The 17,604-nt window shown below is 66.5% G+C and carries 15 protein-coding genes; 9 read left to right on the plus strand and 6 right to left on the minus strand.

The window, feature by feature from the left end:
• Nucleotides 1-5: 5 nt before the first annotated feature.
• Nucleotides 6-995, minus strand: a complete 990-nt coding sequence (locus ACQR2C_RS25795; RefSeq protein ID WP_434864045.1) for an alpha/beta hydrolase — start codon at nucleotides 993-995, stop codon at nucleotides 6-8.
• A gap of 12 nt (nucleotides 996-1,007) precedes the next feature.
• Nucleotides 1,008-1,940, minus strand: a complete 933-nt coding sequence (locus ACQR2C_RS25800; protein WP_434874390.1) for an MBL fold metallo-hydrolase — start codon at nucleotides 1,938-1,940, stop codon at nucleotides 1,008-1,010.
• Between the two features lie 84 nt (nucleotides 1,941-2,024).
• Here ACQR2C_RS25800 and ACQR2C_RS25805 point away from each other — a divergent pair, with 84 nt between their 5' ends.
• The 5 genes from ACQR2C_RS25805 to ACQR2C_RS25825 all read left to right on the plus strand — a co-directional run bounded on the left by ACQR2C_RS25805 (nucleotide 2,025) and on the right by ACQR2C_RS25825 (nucleotide 6,448).
• Nucleotides 2,025-2,978, plus strand: a complete 954-nt coding sequence (locus ACQR2C_RS25805) for a LysR family transcriptional regulator (RefSeq protein WP_434874391.1) — start codon at nucleotides 2,025-2,027, stop codon at nucleotides 2,976-2,978.
• Between the two features lie 211 nt (nucleotides 2,979-3,189).
• Nucleotides 3,190-4,401, plus strand: a complete 1,212-nt coding sequence (locus ACQR2C_RS25810) for a molybdopterin molybdotransferase MoeA (RefSeq protein ID WP_434882409.1) — start codon at nucleotides 3,190-3,192, stop codon at nucleotides 4,399-4,401.
• A gap of 205 nt (nucleotides 4,402-4,606) precedes the next feature.
• Nucleotides 4,607-5,305 (plus strand): transcriptional repressor LexA, encoded by a 699-nt coding sequence (gene lexA / locus ACQR2C_RS25815; protein WP_006611089.1) that lies wholly within the window; start codon nucleotides 4,607-4,609, stop codon nucleotides 5,303-5,305.
• A 275-nt stretch (nucleotides 5,306-5,580) separates the two neighbouring features.
• Nucleotides 5,581-6,021 carry a hypothetical protein gene (locus tag ACQR2C_RS25820; RefSeq protein ID WP_434882410.1) on the plus strand — a complete coding sequence of 147 codons (441 nt, stop codon included), beginning with the start codon at nucleotides 5,581-5,583 and terminating at the stop codon, nucleotides 6,019-6,021.
• 169 nt (nucleotides 6,022-6,190) lie between these two features.
• Nucleotides 6,191-6,448 (plus strand): hypothetical protein, encoded by a 258-nt coding sequence (locus ACQR2C_RS25825; RefSeq protein WP_434874394.1) that lies wholly within the window; start codon nucleotides 6,191-6,193, stop codon nucleotides 6,446-6,448.
• Here ACQR2C_RS25825 and ACQR2C_RS25830 read toward each other — a convergent pair.
• A complete protein-coding gene (locus ACQR2C_RS25830) occupies nucleotides 6,403-8,706 on the minus strand; it encodes a ComEC/Rec2 family competence protein (RefSeq protein ID WP_434882411.1) in 2,304 nt (767 codons plus the stop codon). The genes ACQR2C_RS25825 and ACQR2C_RS25830 overlap by 46 nt on opposite strands.
• Nucleotides 8,707-8,848: 142 nt before the next feature.
• Between ACQR2C_RS25830 and ACQR2C_RS25835 the strand changes: the two genes are divergently transcribed.
• The gene (locus tag ACQR2C_RS25835) at nucleotides 8,849-9,061 is read left to right on the plus strand and encodes a hypothetical protein (RefSeq protein ID WP_315799746.1); all 213 of its coding nucleotides are present in this window, start codon (nucleotides 8,849-8,851) and stop codon (nucleotides 9,059-9,061) included.
• Nucleotides 9,062-9,091: 30 nt separating this feature from the next.
• Here the strand turns inward: ACQR2C_RS25835 and ACQR2C_RS25840 are convergent, their stop codons facing one another.
• On the minus strand, nucleotides 9,092-10,780 hold the full coding sequence (locus ACQR2C_RS25840) for a glutamine--tRNA ligase/YqeY domain fusion protein (RefSeq protein WP_434840113.1): 1,689 nt from the start codon (nucleotides 10,778-10,780) through the stop codon (nucleotides 9,092-9,094).
• Nucleotides 10,781-10,916: 136 nt separating this feature from the next.
• On the opposite strand from ACQR2C_RS25840, the gene gltX reads away from it, so the two are divergent.
• The 3 genes from gltX (at nucleotide 10,917) to ACQR2C_RS25855 (ending at nucleotide 14,986) form a co-directional block, all read left to right on the plus strand.
• Nucleotides 10,917-12,341, plus strand: a complete 1,425-nt coding sequence (gene gltX / locus ACQR2C_RS25845; RefSeq protein ID WP_434874397.1) for a glutamate--tRNA ligase — start codon at nucleotides 10,917-10,919, stop codon at nucleotides 12,339-12,341.
• A gap of 301 nt (nucleotides 12,342-12,642) precedes the next feature.
• Nucleotides 12,643-13,947, plus strand: a complete 1,305-nt coding sequence (gltA, locus tag ACQR2C_RS25850; protein ID WP_315799743.1) for a citrate synthase — start codon at nucleotides 12,643-12,645, stop codon at nucleotides 13,945-13,947.
• Between the two features lie 361 nt (nucleotides 13,948-14,308).
• Nucleotides 14,309-14,986 carry a phosphatase PAP2 family protein gene (locus ACQR2C_RS25855; RefSeq protein ID WP_434882412.1) on the plus strand — a complete coding sequence of 226 codons (678 nt, stop codon included), beginning with the start codon at nucleotides 14,309-14,311 and terminating at the stop codon, nucleotides 14,984-14,986.
• Nucleotides 14,987-15,558: 572 nt separating this feature from the next.
• Here ACQR2C_RS25855 and lpxB read toward each other — a convergent pair.
• Together lpxB and ACQR2C_RS25865 are read right to left on the minus strand one after the other, a co-directional pair.
• The gene (gene lpxB, locus ACQR2C_RS25860) at nucleotides 15,559-16,752 is read right to left on the minus strand and encodes a lipid-A-disaccharide synthase (protein WP_434882413.1); all 1,194 of its coding nucleotides are present in this window, start codon (nucleotides 16,750-16,752) and stop codon (nucleotides 15,559-15,561) included.
• Nucleotides 16,749-17,603 carry an LpxI family protein gene (locus ACQR2C_RS25865; protein WP_434882414.1) on the minus strand — a complete coding sequence of 285 codons (855 nt, stop codon included), beginning with the start codon at nucleotides 17,601-17,603 and terminating at the stop codon, nucleotides 16,749-16,751. The genes lpxB and ACQR2C_RS25865 overlap by 4 nt, the downstream gene beginning before the upstream one ends.
• Between the last annotated feature and the right edge of the window lies 1 nt (nucleotide 17,604).

The following is a 17,604-nucleotide window of genomic DNA, read 5'->3' on the forward strand; positions in this document are numbered from 1 at the left end:
GACGATCAACTCGCCGGCACGACGCGCTCGTCCAGGAATCCGATCACCGCATCGAACGCCTGCCGCCGATTCCGCTCCATCAGGATCATGTGCGTGCCCTGCCCGATCTCGACCAGGCGCTTGTATGGCGCGCTCCCGAGGCGAACGAACAGGTCGTGCGCCATCTCGAAGCTGACATCCACATCCCATTCCGCCGAGAGCACGAGAACCGGGCATTTGATCGTCCCGGGATCATAGGTCGGCTTGGCCGCAGTCCAATGCTCGCGCACGTCCTGCACCGCGCCGGAAGGCGCGCGGATCGCGCCGGGGTACGGCGAGTCCGGATCGGTCGCGAGCGTCGCCTCCGCCCAGGCATCGAACCAGCCGTCCGGAATGAGCTTGTCCCGCGCACGCTCCGGAGCGGCGCCGCGCCAAGCCGCCTCGAACGCGCGCGGGCTGACGATCCGATAGGCGCCGAGCGGTCCGCCGGCGTCGATGCGCAGCGGCTCGCTCGACAGCCAGAGCGGCGTCACCAGGATCAGCTTCTCGAGCTTGTCGCCCGCCGCGCTCGCGAACATGCCGGCGATCGTGGCGCCCCAGGACATTCCGAGCACGTTGACGCGCGAGATGTCGCGATGCCAGCGGATGAAGTCCACCGCGGCGGAGAAATCATCCACGGCGGTCCGCGCGTTGACCAATGGAGAGCTTTCCTCCGGCGCGCGCGACATCTCCGGCGGCCGGCAGGAGCCGCCATAGCCGCGCGCGTCGACGGCCCAGACGTCGTAGCCGGCCTGCGCCAGAACATCCATGAAGGAGGCGCCGCCGACCGCGACGTCGAACAGGCTTGCGGACGAGAAGGTGGCGCCATGCATCATCACCAGCGTGCGCTCGGCTGAAAAGCGTTGCAGATCGTTCCGGCGCTTGTTGATGAGCTGAAGCTGCACGTCGGGCGCTGGGCCTGCGATCAGGTGGCGCTCGGACACGACGTGCGATGAAGACGGAGCGTTGTCGGTCATGGTCATCTCAGATCAGGCGAAGTCCCAGGCAAACCGGTCGCCGTCGCGACTGATACGCCCGGCCGAGGACTCGGCGAAATGCGTCGTGAACACCAGCGAGCCGGACTCGGCGGCATGGTTCATCGCCCATCGGCGCGACGTCCGCGCCGCATCCGGGAACTCGCAATAGACCGAATTCCAGTCGGGATGCGCGACCTGCAGCGGATGATGCATCACGTCGCCCCAGAACAGCGCGCGCTCGCCACGCGAGCTGAAGCTGATGCAGGCGTGATCGATGCTGTGACCGGGGCTCGGCAGAAAACGGAAGCCGTCGACGACCTCGCTGCCATCGACCGTGATCTCGCGCGCGAGGCCGGCCTCGACGATCGGCAGCACGCTGTCTTCGTAGACCCCCGGCATCGGTGGATGCAGCATGGGTCCGAGCCCGGCCATGTCCCTGATCGCCGCATCGGAGCCGTCGCCAGCCGAGAGGGCGGCGACATAGGCGCGCTCTCGGCCCGAGAAAACGTGCCGGGCGTTCGGAAACACCGGCATCCAGCGGCCATCGGCAAGCTGCGTATTCCAGCCCACGTGATCCGCATGCAAATGCGTCATCAGGACGAGGTCGACATCGTCGGGGGCGACGCCGGCCGCCCGCAATCGGTCGAGGAACGGCTCGTTCAGGCGATGCAGAACGGCCGCGCCGGGCCGCTCCTTGTCGTTGCCGGTGGCCGTGTCGATCAGCACCACCCGCTCCGGCGTCCGCACCAGCCAGCTATGGATGCTCAGGCGCAGCGATCCCGTGCGCGGATCGACCGATCCCGGCCCGAAACGGCCGCGTTCGCGGGCAATGCTGGCGGCGTCCACGCCTGGAAACAGAAACTCCCCCTCGACCGCATCGAGACCGATCTCGAAAATCCTGCTGATGGTGGCGTCCCCGACGCGATAGGTCGTGATGTCCTGCATGTTTGGCGGCCTCGATCCGAACGGTGATCTTGTCTGGGCCGACATCTACGATTAGGTCATACATTCCTCAAATCGATCCAACTCATGCAGTCCATCGACCACTTCGATCTTCGTTCCTTCGACCTCAACCTGCTGGTCGCATTCGACGCACTGATGCAGGAGCGCAGCGTGACGCGCGCGGCGGCGCGCCTCAAGGTCGGGCAGCCGGCGATGAGCCATTCGCTGTCGACGCTTCGCGTGCTGCTGCAGGATGAGCTGTTCGTCCGCGTCGGCACGGTCATGCAGCCGACCCCCAAGGCTGCGGTGCTGGCCGGACCGGTTCGGGCGGCGCTGGCCCAGATGCAGGCTGCGTTGCACGCCGCACCGGAGTTCGACCCAGCGACCGAGCAGCGCACCATCCGCTTGGGATTCTCGAGCGAGGTCGAGCTGCTGCTGATCCCCGAACTCACGGCGGAGCTGCGTCGAACGGCGCCCGGCGTGCGGCTTCTCAGCCGTCCGACCGAACGCAACGAGGTGCATCGTCTGCTCGACGAGGGCGCCTTGGATGTCGGCGTCGGCTGCTTCGAGGCGGTGGCGCTGCGGCACCGATCCCAGTTCCTGTTCGAGCAGGCGCTGAGCTGCGTCTACAATCCAAAGCGCATCGCGATGAAAACACCGATCGGCCTGGATGCCTATCTGTCGCTTCCGCACGCACTGGTGACGCTGACCAACAGCCTGCAGGGCTGCCTGGAGGCGGCGCTGGATGAGATCGGGACCGAGCTCAACGTGGTCTCGGCCTCCTCGGATTTCCTCAGCGTGCTGGCGACGGTGGCCGCCTCACCGGTGATCACGACGATCCCGACCCGGATGGCAAGGCTCTACGGCCCGCGGTTTGGACTGGCGCTCTGTCCGGCGCCGTTGAAGTTGCGGCTGCCGGCGGTCTCGATGGTCTGGCCGCTGCAGCTCGACCGCGATGCCGCATCGGTCTGGCTGCGGAACATGGTGGCAAACATCCTGCACACCACCGAGCGCGCCGCCTGTCGCGCGGCTGCCGGATAGCTCCGTCTGGACTCCGTGTGCACGTGAGCAGATCGCGACTGCCCCCCGGCATGATTGCAGAGTTTCTCGCGCGATCGTGAGGCGGCGGGCCACGCGACGCACCTTCAGACGATCGGAAAGCCGGGAGCGGCTTAGGCTCTTGGCCACCCCGTGCGCGTTCGGTTAGAAGGCGATTCAGTCGATCTGCCCGTCTTCGTCCGAAGGTAATCCCATGGCCCTGATGCCGGTCTCCGATGCGTTGTCCGCGGTGCTCGCCGGCACCGAGCCGCTGGCTGAGGAAATGGTCGGGCTGGACGAGGCCTATCACCGCATCCTGGCCCGCGACCTCGCGGCGCTGCGGACGCAGCCGCCCGAGGCGATGTCGGCGATGGATGGCTATGCGGTGCGCGCGGCCGACGCAGCCAAGGCCAAGGCGCGGCTGAAGGTGATCGGCGAGGTCGCGGCGGGACGGCCGTTCGATCGCGTGGTCGGGCCCGGCGAGGCGGCGCGGATCTTCACCGGCGGCGTTGTCCCCGCAGGCGCCGACGCGGTGGTGATCCAGGAGGACACGATCGCCGAGGACGGCCATGTCGTGATCACCGAGGCCGCGATCACAGGCCGGCACATCCGGCCGGCCGGCGTCGACTTCCACCAGGGCATGGTGCTGCTGAAGGCCGGGCGCCGACTCAGCGACCGCGACCTATCCCTGGCGGCCAGCATGAATCATCCGGCGCTGCCGGTGCGGCGGCGGCCGAAGGTGGCGCTGCTCGCCACCGGCGACGAGCTGGTGATGCCGGGCTCGACGCCCGGCCCGGGGCAGATCGTCTATTCCAACGGCTACGCGCTGCGGGCGCTGGTGCGCAGCGAGGGCGCGACGCCGATCGATCTCGGCATCGCCGCGGATACGATGGAGGCGACGGTCGCTGGAATCCGGCGCGCCCGCGCGGCCGAGGCCGACGTCCTGATCACGACCGGCGGCGCCTCGGTCGGCGATCACGACCTGGTCAAGCAGGCGCTGGAGGCCGAGGGCGTCGAAATGGCGTTCTGGAAGATCGCGATGCGGCCGGGCAAGCCGATGATGCACGGACGGCTCGGCGACATCAGGGTGATCGGACTGCCCGGCAATCCGGTGTCGTCCTATGTCTGCGCCATCCTGTTCATGGTGCCGCTGATTCGGCACCTGCTCGGCCGCGACGAGGCCGTGATGCTGCGCGAGACCGCCCTGCTCGGCCGCGAGTTGGGGGCGAACGATTCGCGCGAGGACTATCTGCGGGCGCAGCTCAAGGAGCGCGCCGACGGCACCCTGGTCGCAACACCGGTGACGCAGCAGGATTCGTCGCTGCTCGGCAATCTCGCGCTGTCGCAGGCGCTGGTGATCCGGCCGGCGTTTGCGCCGAAGGCGCCTGCCGGCAGCCCGTGCGAAATCCTGCGCCTGCCGAACTGAGCCGCTTCCCCGGTAAAGCCCGGTCCGTTCATCATATTTTTAGGATTGCGGAACACACATCGAACATATAGTGTCCGTTCATGATTTGTTTTTAGTATGTTGCGGGCGACGCGATGACGGTCCGACTCCAGGGCGCTCTCAGCCGGCTTGTGCTCAAGGCGCAGCTCCTGGACTCGGACAACAACAAACCGGGGACCAGGTCGAAATGCTGACGCGCAAACAGTACGAACTTCTGCGGTTCATCAACGAGCGGCTCAAGGAAGCCGGCGTGCCGCCGTCCTTCGACGAGATGAAGGATGCGCTCGATCTGCGTTCAAAGTCCGGCATTCATCGCCTGATCACGGCGCTCGAGGAGCGCGGCTTCATCCGCCGGCTGCCGAATCGCGCCCGCGCGATCGAGGTGATCAAGCTGCCCGAGCTGTCGCAGGCCGCGGGCAACCGTCGCGGCTTCACGCCGTCGGTGATCGAAGGCAATCTCGGCAAGGTGCGCACCAGCACTCCCGCGCTGGACGATGGCGAGCGCCCTGTCGCGGTGCCGGTGATGGGCCGCATCGCCGCCGGTACCCCGATCGAGGCGCTGCAGACGCGCAGCCACACCATCAGCGTGCCTGCGGACATGCTCGGCAACGGCGATCACTATGCGCTCGAGGTGCGCGGCGACTCGATGGTCGATGCCGGCATCCTCGACGGTGACATGGCGCTGATCCAGCGCAACGAGACCGCCGACACCGGCGACATCGTGGTGGCGCTGATCGACGATGAGGAAGCGACCTTGAAGCGCTTCCGCCGTCGCGGCGCATCGATCGCGCTCGAGCCGGCCAACACCGCCTACGAGGTGCGCATCCTGCCGCCGAACCGGGTGAAGATCCAAGGCAAGCTGGTCGGGCTGTACCGCAAGTACTGATCGCGAATGGGATCGGTCGATCGGCGGCGGGCGCACGCGCTTTCGCCGCCGAGCTGGAGGCTGCCCAGCAAAATACGTCACGCGCGAATGCACCTCATGATGTGCAGCGCGGCATGCTCAAACGCTTGTGATCGGCCGCGGGCACACGCGATGCAGATCAGCGCAGAATTGCCGCGAAGCGCGCGCTAACATCACCATCGATGTCCACTCTGATAGAGGCCTGCGCCTGTCCGGGGGGAGCGTGGGTCGGCTATCTCTCAACGAGGAGCGATCCGATGTGTGACTACAGCCTCCATGCGGTTGCGTCCCGTCCCGCCAAGGTCGGCGAGACGTTGATCTCGATGACCTTCCGTGGCACCGCCACCCGCGGCTTCGCCCTGGAGAGCGAGCCGACCGTCGCAGTCTGCATGATGCCCGGCACCGAGTTGGCCTTCGCCGAGGACGTCCGCTACGACAGCCGCTGGCTCTGGACCCGGACGATCCGCGAGCGCGTCGCAAAGTTCAACAGCATCGAGACCCACATTCCCGATCGCCATCACGACGCGATCGAGTTCGCCGACGGCCGCCACGTGCTGGTGACCCAGCTCTGCGAGGGCCAGCGCGTCACCGTGCTGCAATTGCCGGTCAGCAAGCAGCCGGCAGAGCGTCGCCCGGACATCGGCGAGGACGTGCCGACGTCGCATGCCACACCGATTCGCCGCATCAGCATCACCTGAGGGCCTGCGCGTCGGCATTTCTGTCGGTCGTGAGCGCGCTTTCGACGGTGGGAGACTTGGTCAACTTGGGTTCTGCAAGCGCAAAGTCCTCTCGGGCGAACGTCCGGCATCGCATCGGATAGGAACGACATCCCTCGGCCGGCATTGTTTGCCGGGGGAGCTTGCCGCCGTGGTCAACAAGATCGATTGGAACAAGGCCGGACGGATCACCGAGCCCGGCCGCTACATGCTTGCGTTCGGATGGCTGACGGTCACGGCTGATGACGTCGCCATCTGGCAACGCTATCCGGGCGCCGCGTTCACGCTGGTCGAAGGTCCATCGCTGTTCGATGGACCAGACGACACCGAGTATCATCGCGGCACGTTCGAGCTGCCCGGCACTCAATCCTGCTCGCTCTGCTCGGTCTCCGGCGGCGTCGCGTCCTGAAGCGGCGCGGCCGGCGCACGCGGCGTCAGCGTCGTGTCGAACGCGCCGGCCTCGGCGGGTGCCGGCCACCATGGGCGGTCAGTGCCGCCGGCGCGCGCCGGCGTCACGGCGAAGCCTATGCCCTGCTGCACCAGCAACAAGGCGCCCTGCTGCCGCAGCCGTTCGCGATCGATGACGGCCGCCGCGCAGGATGACGGCGCGGCGCGCGCGGTGACGATCAGCGCGGCGTGGGTGCAATCATCGGCGAGCGCCTCGGCGCGCAGGGTCAGGGCGGTGAAGCGGCCGTCGGCCATCGCGACCACGCAGCCCGCCTCGTCGCAGGAGACCCCATCGGCGAGCGACGGATCCGTCGGCAGCCGGGCATCGGCGTCGGCCGCGAGCCACTCCTTGGTGGCGAACACATCCTTGCCGGTGCGCATCACATGCAGGCGCCCGTCACGGCCGCGCGCCGCCACCGCGCGCCCATCGCCGGCGATCAGCACATCGGGCAGCGGCGTCGTGGCGGCCCACGCGGTGGCCACCACGAGCCCCACGGCGCCCGACCAGCGCAGGGGTGTGCGCAGCAGGCCGATCACGATGACGCCCAGGCTGGCCAGGATCAGCGAGCCGATGCCGAAGGCCGGGATGCGCCCGACCGCGCCGGGCAGCGCCGCCACCCAGCGCGTCACCGCGATCATCCAGTCGATGCCGAGGCCCATCAGCGACCACCAGACGCCATCCAGGCCGAACGGCGCCGCCAGCAAGCCCATCAGGCCGGCCGGCATCACCAGCGCCGAGACCACCGGCATCGCCGCGAGATTGGCGAGCACGCCATAGGGCGTCACGCGATGGAAATGGAAGGCGGCATAGGGCGTGGTCGCGAGCCCGGCGATCAGCGAGGCCAGCAGCAGCATCGCAAGCTCGCGCCCGCCCCACAGCGCGACGCGCTGCGTCGTGGAGCTGTCCGGCGTCGCGAACAGCCTGGGCAGGCCGAACTGCACCAGCGCGACCAGGCCGAGCGTTGCCGCGAACGACATCTGGAAGCTCGGATGCACCAGCGCCTCGGGGGCTGCGATCAGCACGATCATCGCCGCGACCGCGAGCGTGCGGAAAGTGACGGCGCGGCGGTCGACCATGACCGCGATCAGCACCACGGCCGTCATGAAGAACGATCTCTGGGTCGCGACCTCCGCGCCTGAGAGCAACAGATAGAACGCCGCCGCGACCAGCGCCGCGGCCGCCGCCCATTTCTTGATCGGGTGGCTGACGGTAAGGCCTGGGATCAGCGCCAGCAGCGCGCGCACGGCGAAGAACACGACGCCGGCCACGACCGCCATGTGATAGCCTGAGATCGACAGCACATGGCCGAGACCGGAGACGAACATCGCGTCGTTGACATCGGGCGTGATGGCGTCGCGCCGGCCTGTCAGCAGCGCGGTGGCAATCGCCCGCTCGTCGCCCGACAGGCGGGCGCGGATGCGTGCGTCGATCGCGTCGCGCAGGCCCTGCATGGCCGCCGCATAGCCCAGGCCGAAGCCGGCGGCCTGGGGCGGCGGCGCCGTCGTGATCGCGCCCATCACGAAGCCGGAGGCTCCGATGCCCTGGAAGAACATGTCGCGCGCGAAATCGTAGGAGCCCGGCCGCACCGGGGCCATCGGCGGCAGCAGCCGCGCCTTGAGCTGCACGAAGCTGCCGACCTCGGGCGCCGTGCCCTTGCGCACCGCGAGCCGCACCCGCGCCAGCGTGATCGCGTTGCGCGGGCTCTCCATCGCGGTGACGCGCAGCACGATGCGGTCGCTGCGCTCGCGGATGTCGCGCGCCTCGACGAAGCCGGACAGCGCCACCGAATAGAGCGGCCGCGCCAGCACCGGATGCGCCACCCGCGCGGTCTTGATGGTCGCGGTGGCAAAGCCGCACGCCGCCGCCGCGATCATCACGGCCGCCGGAAACAGCCGATGCCGCCGCATCATGATGGCGACGAGGCAGAGCAGCGCCGCCGCGATCGCGGCGATCCAGAGCACAGGCTCGTGATCGGCGGTGAAATACAGCGCGATGCCGGCCCCGAATGCCACCGGCACCCAGGGCAGCAGCCGGCCCGCCCCGGCCTCCTCGGCCGCCCAGATCTTGAGGCGCGCGGCGAATGCCGATGACGCGCCGGGCCGGATCGCGGGCCAGCCGCCGGCCAGCGCGCCCCGCGGCGGCCAGACGTCGGCCATCACGCCCGCGATCCCGCGCCGCCCTCCTGGACGTCCTGCTGGCGGCCTGACCGGCTCCGCCATTGCCAACACCACCCGTGACCCGACCGGGCGGGAAGGCTATCGGAAGCTGCGCGAGGCCGCCTAGCAGAACGGAACGGGAATCCTGGCTTTCTGCACGCGCACTTGGCTTGGAACTTTTCGCGTCGCACGCGCTTATCGGGGTATGGACGCTAAAGGTATTGACGACCCCTTCGCCGATCTCGCGCTCGAGAGGGCGATCCACCTCCGCTGGACTCTCCGGGACATCAAGGCCCACCGGCTCACGCTGTCCCCAGTCGCCGAGGAAGACCTCTCGCTCCTCGCCGAGCGCGGGCTCGTCGAGCTCACCGACGGTGTGCCGACCCTGACGAACGCCGGCCAGGACGCGATCAGCTGAGCTGCAAGCGTCCCGCGGCTTCCGCTCGCCTCAGCCCTTGGCGACCTCCTTCGCAAACGTGTCGCGCAGGCCGATGGTACGATTGAACACGAGCTTGTCGGGCGTCGAGTCCGGATCGCGCACAAAGTAGCCCTGGCGCTCGAACTGCATCGGCGCGTCCGAATTGCTCGCGGCGATCGCCGGCTCGATGCGGGCGTCGGTCAGCACTTCCAACGAGTTGGGATTGAGGTCGGCCGTAAAGTCGGCGGCGTTCGGACTCGGATTGGCGAACAGCTGATTGTAGATGCGGATCTCGGCTTTCAGCGACTGCGCCGCCGGCAGCCAGTGCATCGTCGCCTTGACCTTGCGTCCGTCCGGCGCGTTGCCGCCCTTGGTCGCTGGATCATAGGTACAGCGCAGCTCGACGATCTCGCCGGCATCGTTCTTGATCACGTCGCGGCACTTGATGAAATAGGCGTAGCGCAGCCGCACCTCGTTGCCGGGCGACAGGCGGAAGAACTTCTTGGGCGGGTTCTCCATGAAGTCGTCCTGCTCGATATAGAGCTCGCGGCCGAAGGCGATCTTGCGCGTGCCGGCGGAAGCGTCGTCGGGGTGGTTGATCGCCTCGAGCTCCTCGACCTGGCCTTCCGGGTAGTTCTCGATAACCACCTTCAAGGGCCGCAGCACCGCCATCCGGCGCTGCGCCGTGCGATTGAGCTCCTCGCGAATGCAGAATTCGAGCATGCCGACATCGACGATGCTGTTGGCCTTGGCGATGCCGATGCGCTTGATGAACTCGCGCACCGCCGCCGGCGGCACGCCGCGGCGCTTCAGCCCGGCGATGGTCGGCATGCGCGGATCGTTCCAACCGGAGACGTGGCCGTCCTGCACCAGCCGCGTCAGCACGCGCTTGGACAAGAGGGTGTAGGTCAGATTGAGGCGCGCGAATTCGTACTGATGCGGATGCGACGGCACCGGCAGCTTGTCCAAGAACCAGTCGTAGAGCGGCCGGTGATCCTCGAATTCCAGCGTGCAGATCGAATGCGTCACGCCCTCGATCGCATCCGACTGGCCGTGGGCGTAGTCGTAGCTCGGATAGATCTTCCAGGTGTCGCCGGTGCGGGGATGATGGGCGTGCAAGATCCGGTACAGCACGGGGTCGCGCAGATTGATGTTGCCCGCGGCCATGTCGATCTTGGCGCGCAGCACGCGCGCGCCGTTGGGAAATTCGCCGGCCTTCATGCGCCGGAACAGGTCGAGATTCTCCTCGACCGAGCGGTCGCGGAACGGGCTGTTCCTGCCGGGCTCGGTGAGCGTGCCGCGCGACAGCCGGATCTCCTCCTGCGTCTGGTCGTCGACGTAAGCGAGCCCGGCCTTGATCAGGCCCTCGGCCCAGTCGTAGAGCCGCTCGAAATAGTCCGAGGCGAAGAACAGGTTGTCGCCCCAGTCATAGCCGAGCCAGCGCACGTCAGCCTGGATGGAATCGATGTATTCCTGCTCTTCCTTGGTCGGATTGGTGTCGTCGAAGCGCAGATTGCAGCGGCCGCCGAACTCCTGGGCAATGCCGAAGTTGAGACCGATCGACTTGGCATGGCCGATATGCAGATAGCCGTTCGGCTCCGGGGGGAACCGGGTGACGACCGTCTTGTGCCTGCCGCTGTCGAGATCGGCCTGGACGATGTCGCGGATGAAGTCGCGCCCTGCCTCTGCCGTCGCCGCCGTGTCTGTCGTCGTGGTCATCAAGAATATCCTGCTCCGGAATTTGGCAGCCTATCTGCCAAATCCGCCTCCCCCAAGGAAGGCTTTAGTTATGCGATAGGCCTGCTATACACCCCCCGCCCTTCATAGCCCCTGCCTGGATTTCGTGCTGCCGCCCATGACCTCCCCGATCGTCACACGCTTTGCCCCCTCTCCGACCGGCTTTCTCCACATCGGAGGTGCCCGGACGGCCCTGTTCAACTGGCTGTATGCGCGGGGCCGCGGCGGCAAGATGCTGCTCAGAATCGAAGACACCGACCGCGAGCGCTCGACGACGGCGGCGATCGACGCCATCCTCGACGGGCTGAAATGGCTCGAGCTCGGTTGGGACGGCGAGGTCATCTACCAATATAGCCGCGCCGCGCGCCATCGCGAGGTCGCCGAGCAACTGCTCGCCAGCGGCATGGCGTATCGCTGCTATGCCACCGCCGAGGAGCTGACGGCGATGCGCGAGAAGGCGCGCGCGGAAGGGCGCACCCGGCTCTATGACGGGCTGTGGCGCGACCGCGATCCCAAGGAGGCGCCCGAAGGCGTCAAGCCGACGATCCGGCTGCGGGCGCCCCTGACCGGCGAGACCGTGATCGAGGATCAGGTGCAGGGCCGCGTGGTCTGGCAGAACGAGAACCTCGACGACCTCGTGCTGCTGCGAGGCGATGGCAATCCGACCTACATGCTGGCGGTGGTCGTCGACGACCACGACATGGGCGTCACCCACATCATCCGCGGCGACGACCATCTGATCAACGCCGCGCGCCAGAAGCAGATCTACGATGCGCTCGGCTGGACGGTGCCGTCGATGTCGCACATCCCGCTGATTCACGGGCCCGACGGCTCGAAGCTGTCGAAGCGTCACGGCGCGCTCGGCGTCGACGCTTACCGCGCGATGGGATATCTGCCGTCGGCGCTGCGCAATTACCTGGTACGGCTCGGCTGGAGCCATGGCGACCAGGAGATCTTCTCCACCGAGGAGATGATCGAAGCTTTCGACCTGCCGGCGATCGGCCGCTCGGCAGCGCGCTTCGATTTCGCCAAGCTCGAGAACCTCAACGGCCACTACATCCGTCACAGCGACGATGCGGCGCTGGTGCGGCAATTCGAGGACGTACTGAACTACGTGCCGAACGGCGCGGCGCTGAAGACGAAGCTCAACGACGCCACGCGGGCGCAGCTCACTTTGGCGATGCCGAGCCTCAAGGAGCGCGCCAAGACCTTGCTGGAGCTGATCGACGGCGCCGCCTTCATCTTTGCCGACCGGCCGCTTCCGATCGACGCCAAGGCCGCCGCCCTGCTGACGCCGGACAGCCGCGCCTTGATCGGCCGGCTGCATGAGGCGCTGGCCGCTGTCGAGTCCTGGAGCGGACCGGCCACGGAAGCCGCGCTGCGTGCGTTTGCCGAGGCCAACAATCTCAAGCTGGGCGCGGTAGCGCAGCCACTGCGTGCGGCGCTGACCGGCCGAACCACCTCACCCGGCATTTTCGACGTTCTGGCGATCCTGGGGCGTGATGAATCCTTGGGCCGCCTGGAGGACCAGACCACCTCATAAGGTCTCATGGACCCCCATCTTGCAGCGCACAGGGCAATACGATACGCATTTGCGCGGCACCCGCTGGTTTTCCCGGCTCGGACATTCTTCACACGTTGCGGCGGGCTCGTTGAGCGATGTTTGGGCCGAAGGACACTAGTAAGCATAAGATTCCAGTACGGTTTCGGATTTGACCTTCTTAAGCTGTTGGCAGCGACAGTGACGCGAATGTCAAAGCCACCGCACTAGATAAAGTCCACCCGCCCTGCCATCTCTCACAAAGAACAAGGGCCAAGCCTAACGATCTCATCGGGGACAAACGATGGACGCAAAATCCGCAAGCAAGACCGCGACGCTCACCGTCGGCAACAAGAATTTCGATCTTCCGATCCTGAGCGGCACCGTGGGTCCCGACGTCATCGACATCGGCAAGCTCTACGCCCAGACCGGGATGTTCACCTATGATCCCGGCTTCACCTCGACCGGCAGCTGCCAGTCCAAGATCACCTATATCGACGGCGACGCCGGCGTCCTCGAATACCGCGGATATCCGATCGAGCAGCTCGCCGAGAAGGGCGACTTCCTGGAGACCTGCTATCTGCTGCTGTACGGGGAGCTCCCCACCAAGGCCCAGAAGCAGGATTTCGACTATCGCGTGACCCACCACACGATGGTGCACGAGCAGATGTCGCGCTTCTTCCACGGCTTCCGCCGCGACGCGCATCCGATGGCGGTCATGGTCGCTTCGGTCGGCGCGCTCGCCGCGTTCTACCACGACTCCACCGACATCAACGATCCGAAGCAGCGCATGATCGCGTCGATGCGGATGATCGCGAAGATCCCGACGCTGGCGGCGATGGCCTACAAATACACCATCGGCCAGCCCTTCGTTTATCCGAAGAACTCGCTGTCCTTCGCCGAGAACTTCCTGAACATGTGCTTCGCCGTGCCGTGCGAGGAGTACAAGCCGAACCCGGTGCTCGCCGACGCGCTCGACAAGATCTTCATCCTGCACGCCGACCACGAGCAGAACGCCTCGACCTCCACGGTGCGCATCGCCGGCTCGTCGGGCGCCAACCCGTTCGCCTGCATCGCCGCCGGCATCGCCTGCCTGTGGGGCCCGGCGCATGGCGGCGCCAACGAGGCTGCGCTGAACATGCTGGCTGAGATCGGCACCGTCGACAAGATTCCGGAATTCATCGCCAAGGTGAAGGACAAGAACAGCGACGTGCGCCTGATGGGCTTCGGCCATCGCGTCTACAAGAACTACGATCCGCGCGCCAAGATCATGCAGAAGATGTGTCACGCGGTGCTCAAGGAGACGGGCCACGCCGACGATCAGATGCTCAAGGTCGCGCTGGAGCTGGAGAAGATCGCGCTCAGCGATCAGTACTTCATCGACCGCAAGCTCTACCCGAACGTCGATTTCTACTCGGGCATCACGCTGAAGGCGATGGGCTTCCCGGTCTCCATGTTCACCGTGCTGTTCGCGGTCGCCCGCACCGTCGGCTGGATCAGCCAGTGGAGCGAGATGATCGAGGATCCGCAGCAGAAGATCGGCCGTCCGCGCCAGCTCTACACCGGCGTGACCACGCGCAGCTACGTCGAGATGGACAAGCGCGGCTGATCGCGCCCGCCGCGAGACATCAAATCACCAAAGGCCCGTCCAGCACGCTGGATGGGCCTTTTTCGTTACGGCTGGATGCTCTTGCGCCGAAGCTTGGGATGCGTCGCAAAGATCGGCAACGCGGCAGTCCCAACCGTCGATCGGCTAACCGATCAGCAAGACGGGGGGACGGCGCCACGGCGTAGCCTCTCGACGAGGACCGTCTCGGGCTGATGCCGGAGACATGATCATGTGGGGACCGGGCATACGACGACGCCGCGGGCGGCAGGGTTAACCAAAATCGCATGTTCTGCTTGCTGCCGATTGACGCAGTCTGCGAGGGATGGCTGTCCCGCAGTTATATTTAGACTTGGCTAAGGAGATGACTGGCAATTTGGATCAGGACCTGTTGCTTGGAATGAACGCGCTCGCCGGAACGCATGCCGGTCTCTATGAGCTTGCGACCAATTCCCTGTTCAGAGGAATTCCGATATTCGGCTCGCTTGTCGCGCTGTGGTTCGTGGACGATTGTGCAAAGCGCCGGAGTCGTATGCTGGCAGGACTGTTCGGAGTCTGCTTGGCGACGATGCTGTCTGTCTGGCTCCAGTTTCACGTCTTTGTCCACACGCGTCCTCTCCTGGACCCGGCGCTTCATGTGAACTCCGTCGCCGTACCCTGGAGCTGGGACCGCCAGAGTTCGTTTCCCAGCGACACCGCGACGTTGTTCTTCGGCCTCGCGACGGTGGTGTTCATCGAGAACAGATGGGCTGGATGGCTTTGCTTTCTTTGGGCGACCGTCGTCGTTGCGCTATCCAGGGTCGCCTTTGCGTTTCACTATCCAAGCGACGTGATCGGCTCGCTGGTCCTTGGCGTAGCATTCGTCATGCTTTTCGGCAGGCCTTCATATCCGCGCGTCGTCATCGAACGTATGCTCGTTACGCTCGGCAACCGCATGTATCTGGTGCATGCATTCCTTTTCGTCTTTTTGGCCGAAGCCTCAAATTTGTTTCTGAGCTTGGAACAGCTCGGAAAAGATCTCGTGCGAATGGTGCACTCGTAGAGCTTCGAGCCGCGGAACAAATGCCAGCAGCCGATTGAGCCGCGACAGCCCGTTGAAAGTGTCCAAGGCAACGGACGCGCTCACACGAACGACCAGCTTTCTTGTGGAGCAGTTGAAGTGAGCGACTCGGCGAGCCGCCGTAGGTGGGCAAAGCGGTCGCCGCAAGGCGGCAGCAGGCCCACCGTCGCGCGGCGCGTTCTGTCGGCGAGTCCGCTGGACTCATCGCCTATCCGTCGGCGGCACGCCAATCGTCGGTCGCCAACCTTGTGGACGTCGGGCTGCGTCGCTCTGATCCCGCGGCGTAACGCGGCATACCTCGCACGGCTGCGTCCAAGGCCACACGGATGTCAGTTTGGCTGAAATTCCGGTCCCATAGCTCTGTCATCAAGGTGCCGATGATCTCGTTCAGCGGCGCAGGCAAACTGTGAGGGTTTCGCGCAGACAATTCCGCGCATCGCAATGCGAACGTGTACGCGGCATCGGCGCATTGTCCCTCCCAGGGGAGATCGTCTTGGTCGACTATCGTTTTACACCTCTCGCGGCGCTTAGACTGTAGCTCGGACTCGACCTGATTAGTTCCCTGCCCGTCCCCCGCGCATCGTCTCCAGCACGATATCGGCGGCGCGCATGCTCGGTGACGATGCGCCGGTCGACATGATGGCGTCGAGGCGATTGAACGCCTCGACCTGACGCGCGCGGATCGGGCCGTTGCTCAGCAGATCCGCCAGCACGGGCGCGAGATTGTCGGCGGTGCAGGCTTCCTGCAGGAATTCCGGGATGACGTTGTCGCCGATCACGAGATTGGCGAGGATGACGGATTGGACCTTGATGAGACGGCGCAGGATGAAGGCTTCGACCTCGCCGACGCGATAGGCCGTGACCATCGGCACTCCGGAGATCGCGAGCTCCAGCGTGACCGTGCCGGATTTGGCGAGCGCCGCATGGGCGCTCCTGAAAGCGGCCCGCTTCTCGGCCTCGGCGGTGACGATCTGCGGCGCGACCTCCCAGTTCGCTACCCCTGCCCTCACCGCCGCTTCGAGATGCGGCGTGGTGGGCACCACGGCCTCGAACGCGACGTCCTGCGCCCGCAGCCGCGCCAGCGTCTCACCGAACACGGCGATGTGACGCGCGACCTCGCTGCGCCGGCTTCCCGGCAGCACGAGAAGAATCGGGGGTTTGGCGTCACGGCGCTGCTGCTCGGCCGCATTCGGCCGGAGCGTTGCAAGCTGCTCGATCAGGGGATGGCCGACATAGGTGCAGGGCGGGCCGCCGAGCCTGCGGAACGCCTCCGGCTCGAACGGCAGCAGACCCAGCACGTGATCGACATAGCCGCGCATCGCCCTGGCACGGCCGGGACGCCAGGCCCACACGGTCGGCGCCACGTAGTTCACGATCGGAATCGCGGCATCGCGGGCATGAACTTTCTTCGCCACCCGCTGGGTGAAATCCGGGCTGTCGATGATGACGAGCACGTCGGGCTGAGCTGCAACGATCGCGTCTACCGTGCCGCGGATCAGGCGCAGGATCTTCGGCAGCTGCTTCAGCACCGCCGCGAAACCGACGATCGAGAGCTCCTCGATCGGAAACAGCGAGGCGAGCCCCTCGCGTGTCATGCCGCGACCGCCGACGCCGGAGAACTCGACGCCGTCGCCGAGCCGCTGGCGCAGCACCTTCATCAGGCTGGCGCCGAGGCGATCACCGGACTCTTCGGTCGCGACCAGGCAGATCCTGCGCATCGCCGGGCCTGCCGGAGGCAGGGGCGTCACGCCGTGACACCCGTGATGAACACGCCGGCCCGGTCGGCGGCCGCCACCGTCTCCTGGGGATCGGCGAGCAGCGTGTAGGCGGCAGCCACCGCCACGCCGGCAAGGCCTGCGGCCGCAAGTCCCTCGACGGTACGCGGCCCGATGGTCGGCAGGTCGTAGCGGAGGTCCTGGCCGGCCTTGGGCGCCTTCACCAGCACGCCGCGCCCGGCGGCGGCGCGAATGCGGCGATCGGCGCGCAGCCGCGCCACGCGGGCCAGCAGCCCGTCGGTGCCCTCGATATCCTCGAGCGCAACGACGTGGCCGTCGATCACGACCACCGCCTGACCGACATCGAACGGCGCCATGGCGCGGAGCACGGACATTCCCTTGGCGATGTCTCCGGTCACCAGATCGTTGGGCCCGCTCCGCGTCAGCCGCCCTTCGGGCACGAGCAGATTGGGGGCGACGTCCTTGACGCCGATCATGTGAAAGCCGTGGCGCTCGAAGATGCGGCCGACGCCGGACAGCAGATGATCGTCACCGCCGCGAAAGGCCGACCAGATGTAGGGCAGCTCGCGCAGCGTGCCCCAGTCGAAGCGGATCTCCGACACGGCCGGACGAACGAGATTGCCGATGAACATGAGATCGCGGACGCCCTCGGCCTTCAGCAGCTTCAGGGCATTGCCGAGCTGCCCGAGGCCGATCCAGTGATGCCGGAAGCGCGCTAGCGGCTTTGGATCGCAGATGCCCTTCAGGGCGAACAGCACCGGCGTCTGGCCGCGCGCGACGATGGCGTCGGCGACCGCGAAAGGCAGCACCCCGCCCGCGGCGATCATGCCGATCGGCGGAGAGGTGTCGGCGGCGGGCGCCATG

It is taken from the genome of Bradyrhizobium sp. HKCCYLRH3061 (assembly GCF_051168015.1).
Taxonomy (GTDB): domain Bacteria; phylum Pseudomonadota; class Alphaproteobacteria; order Rhizobiales; family Xanthobacteraceae; genus Bradyrhizobium.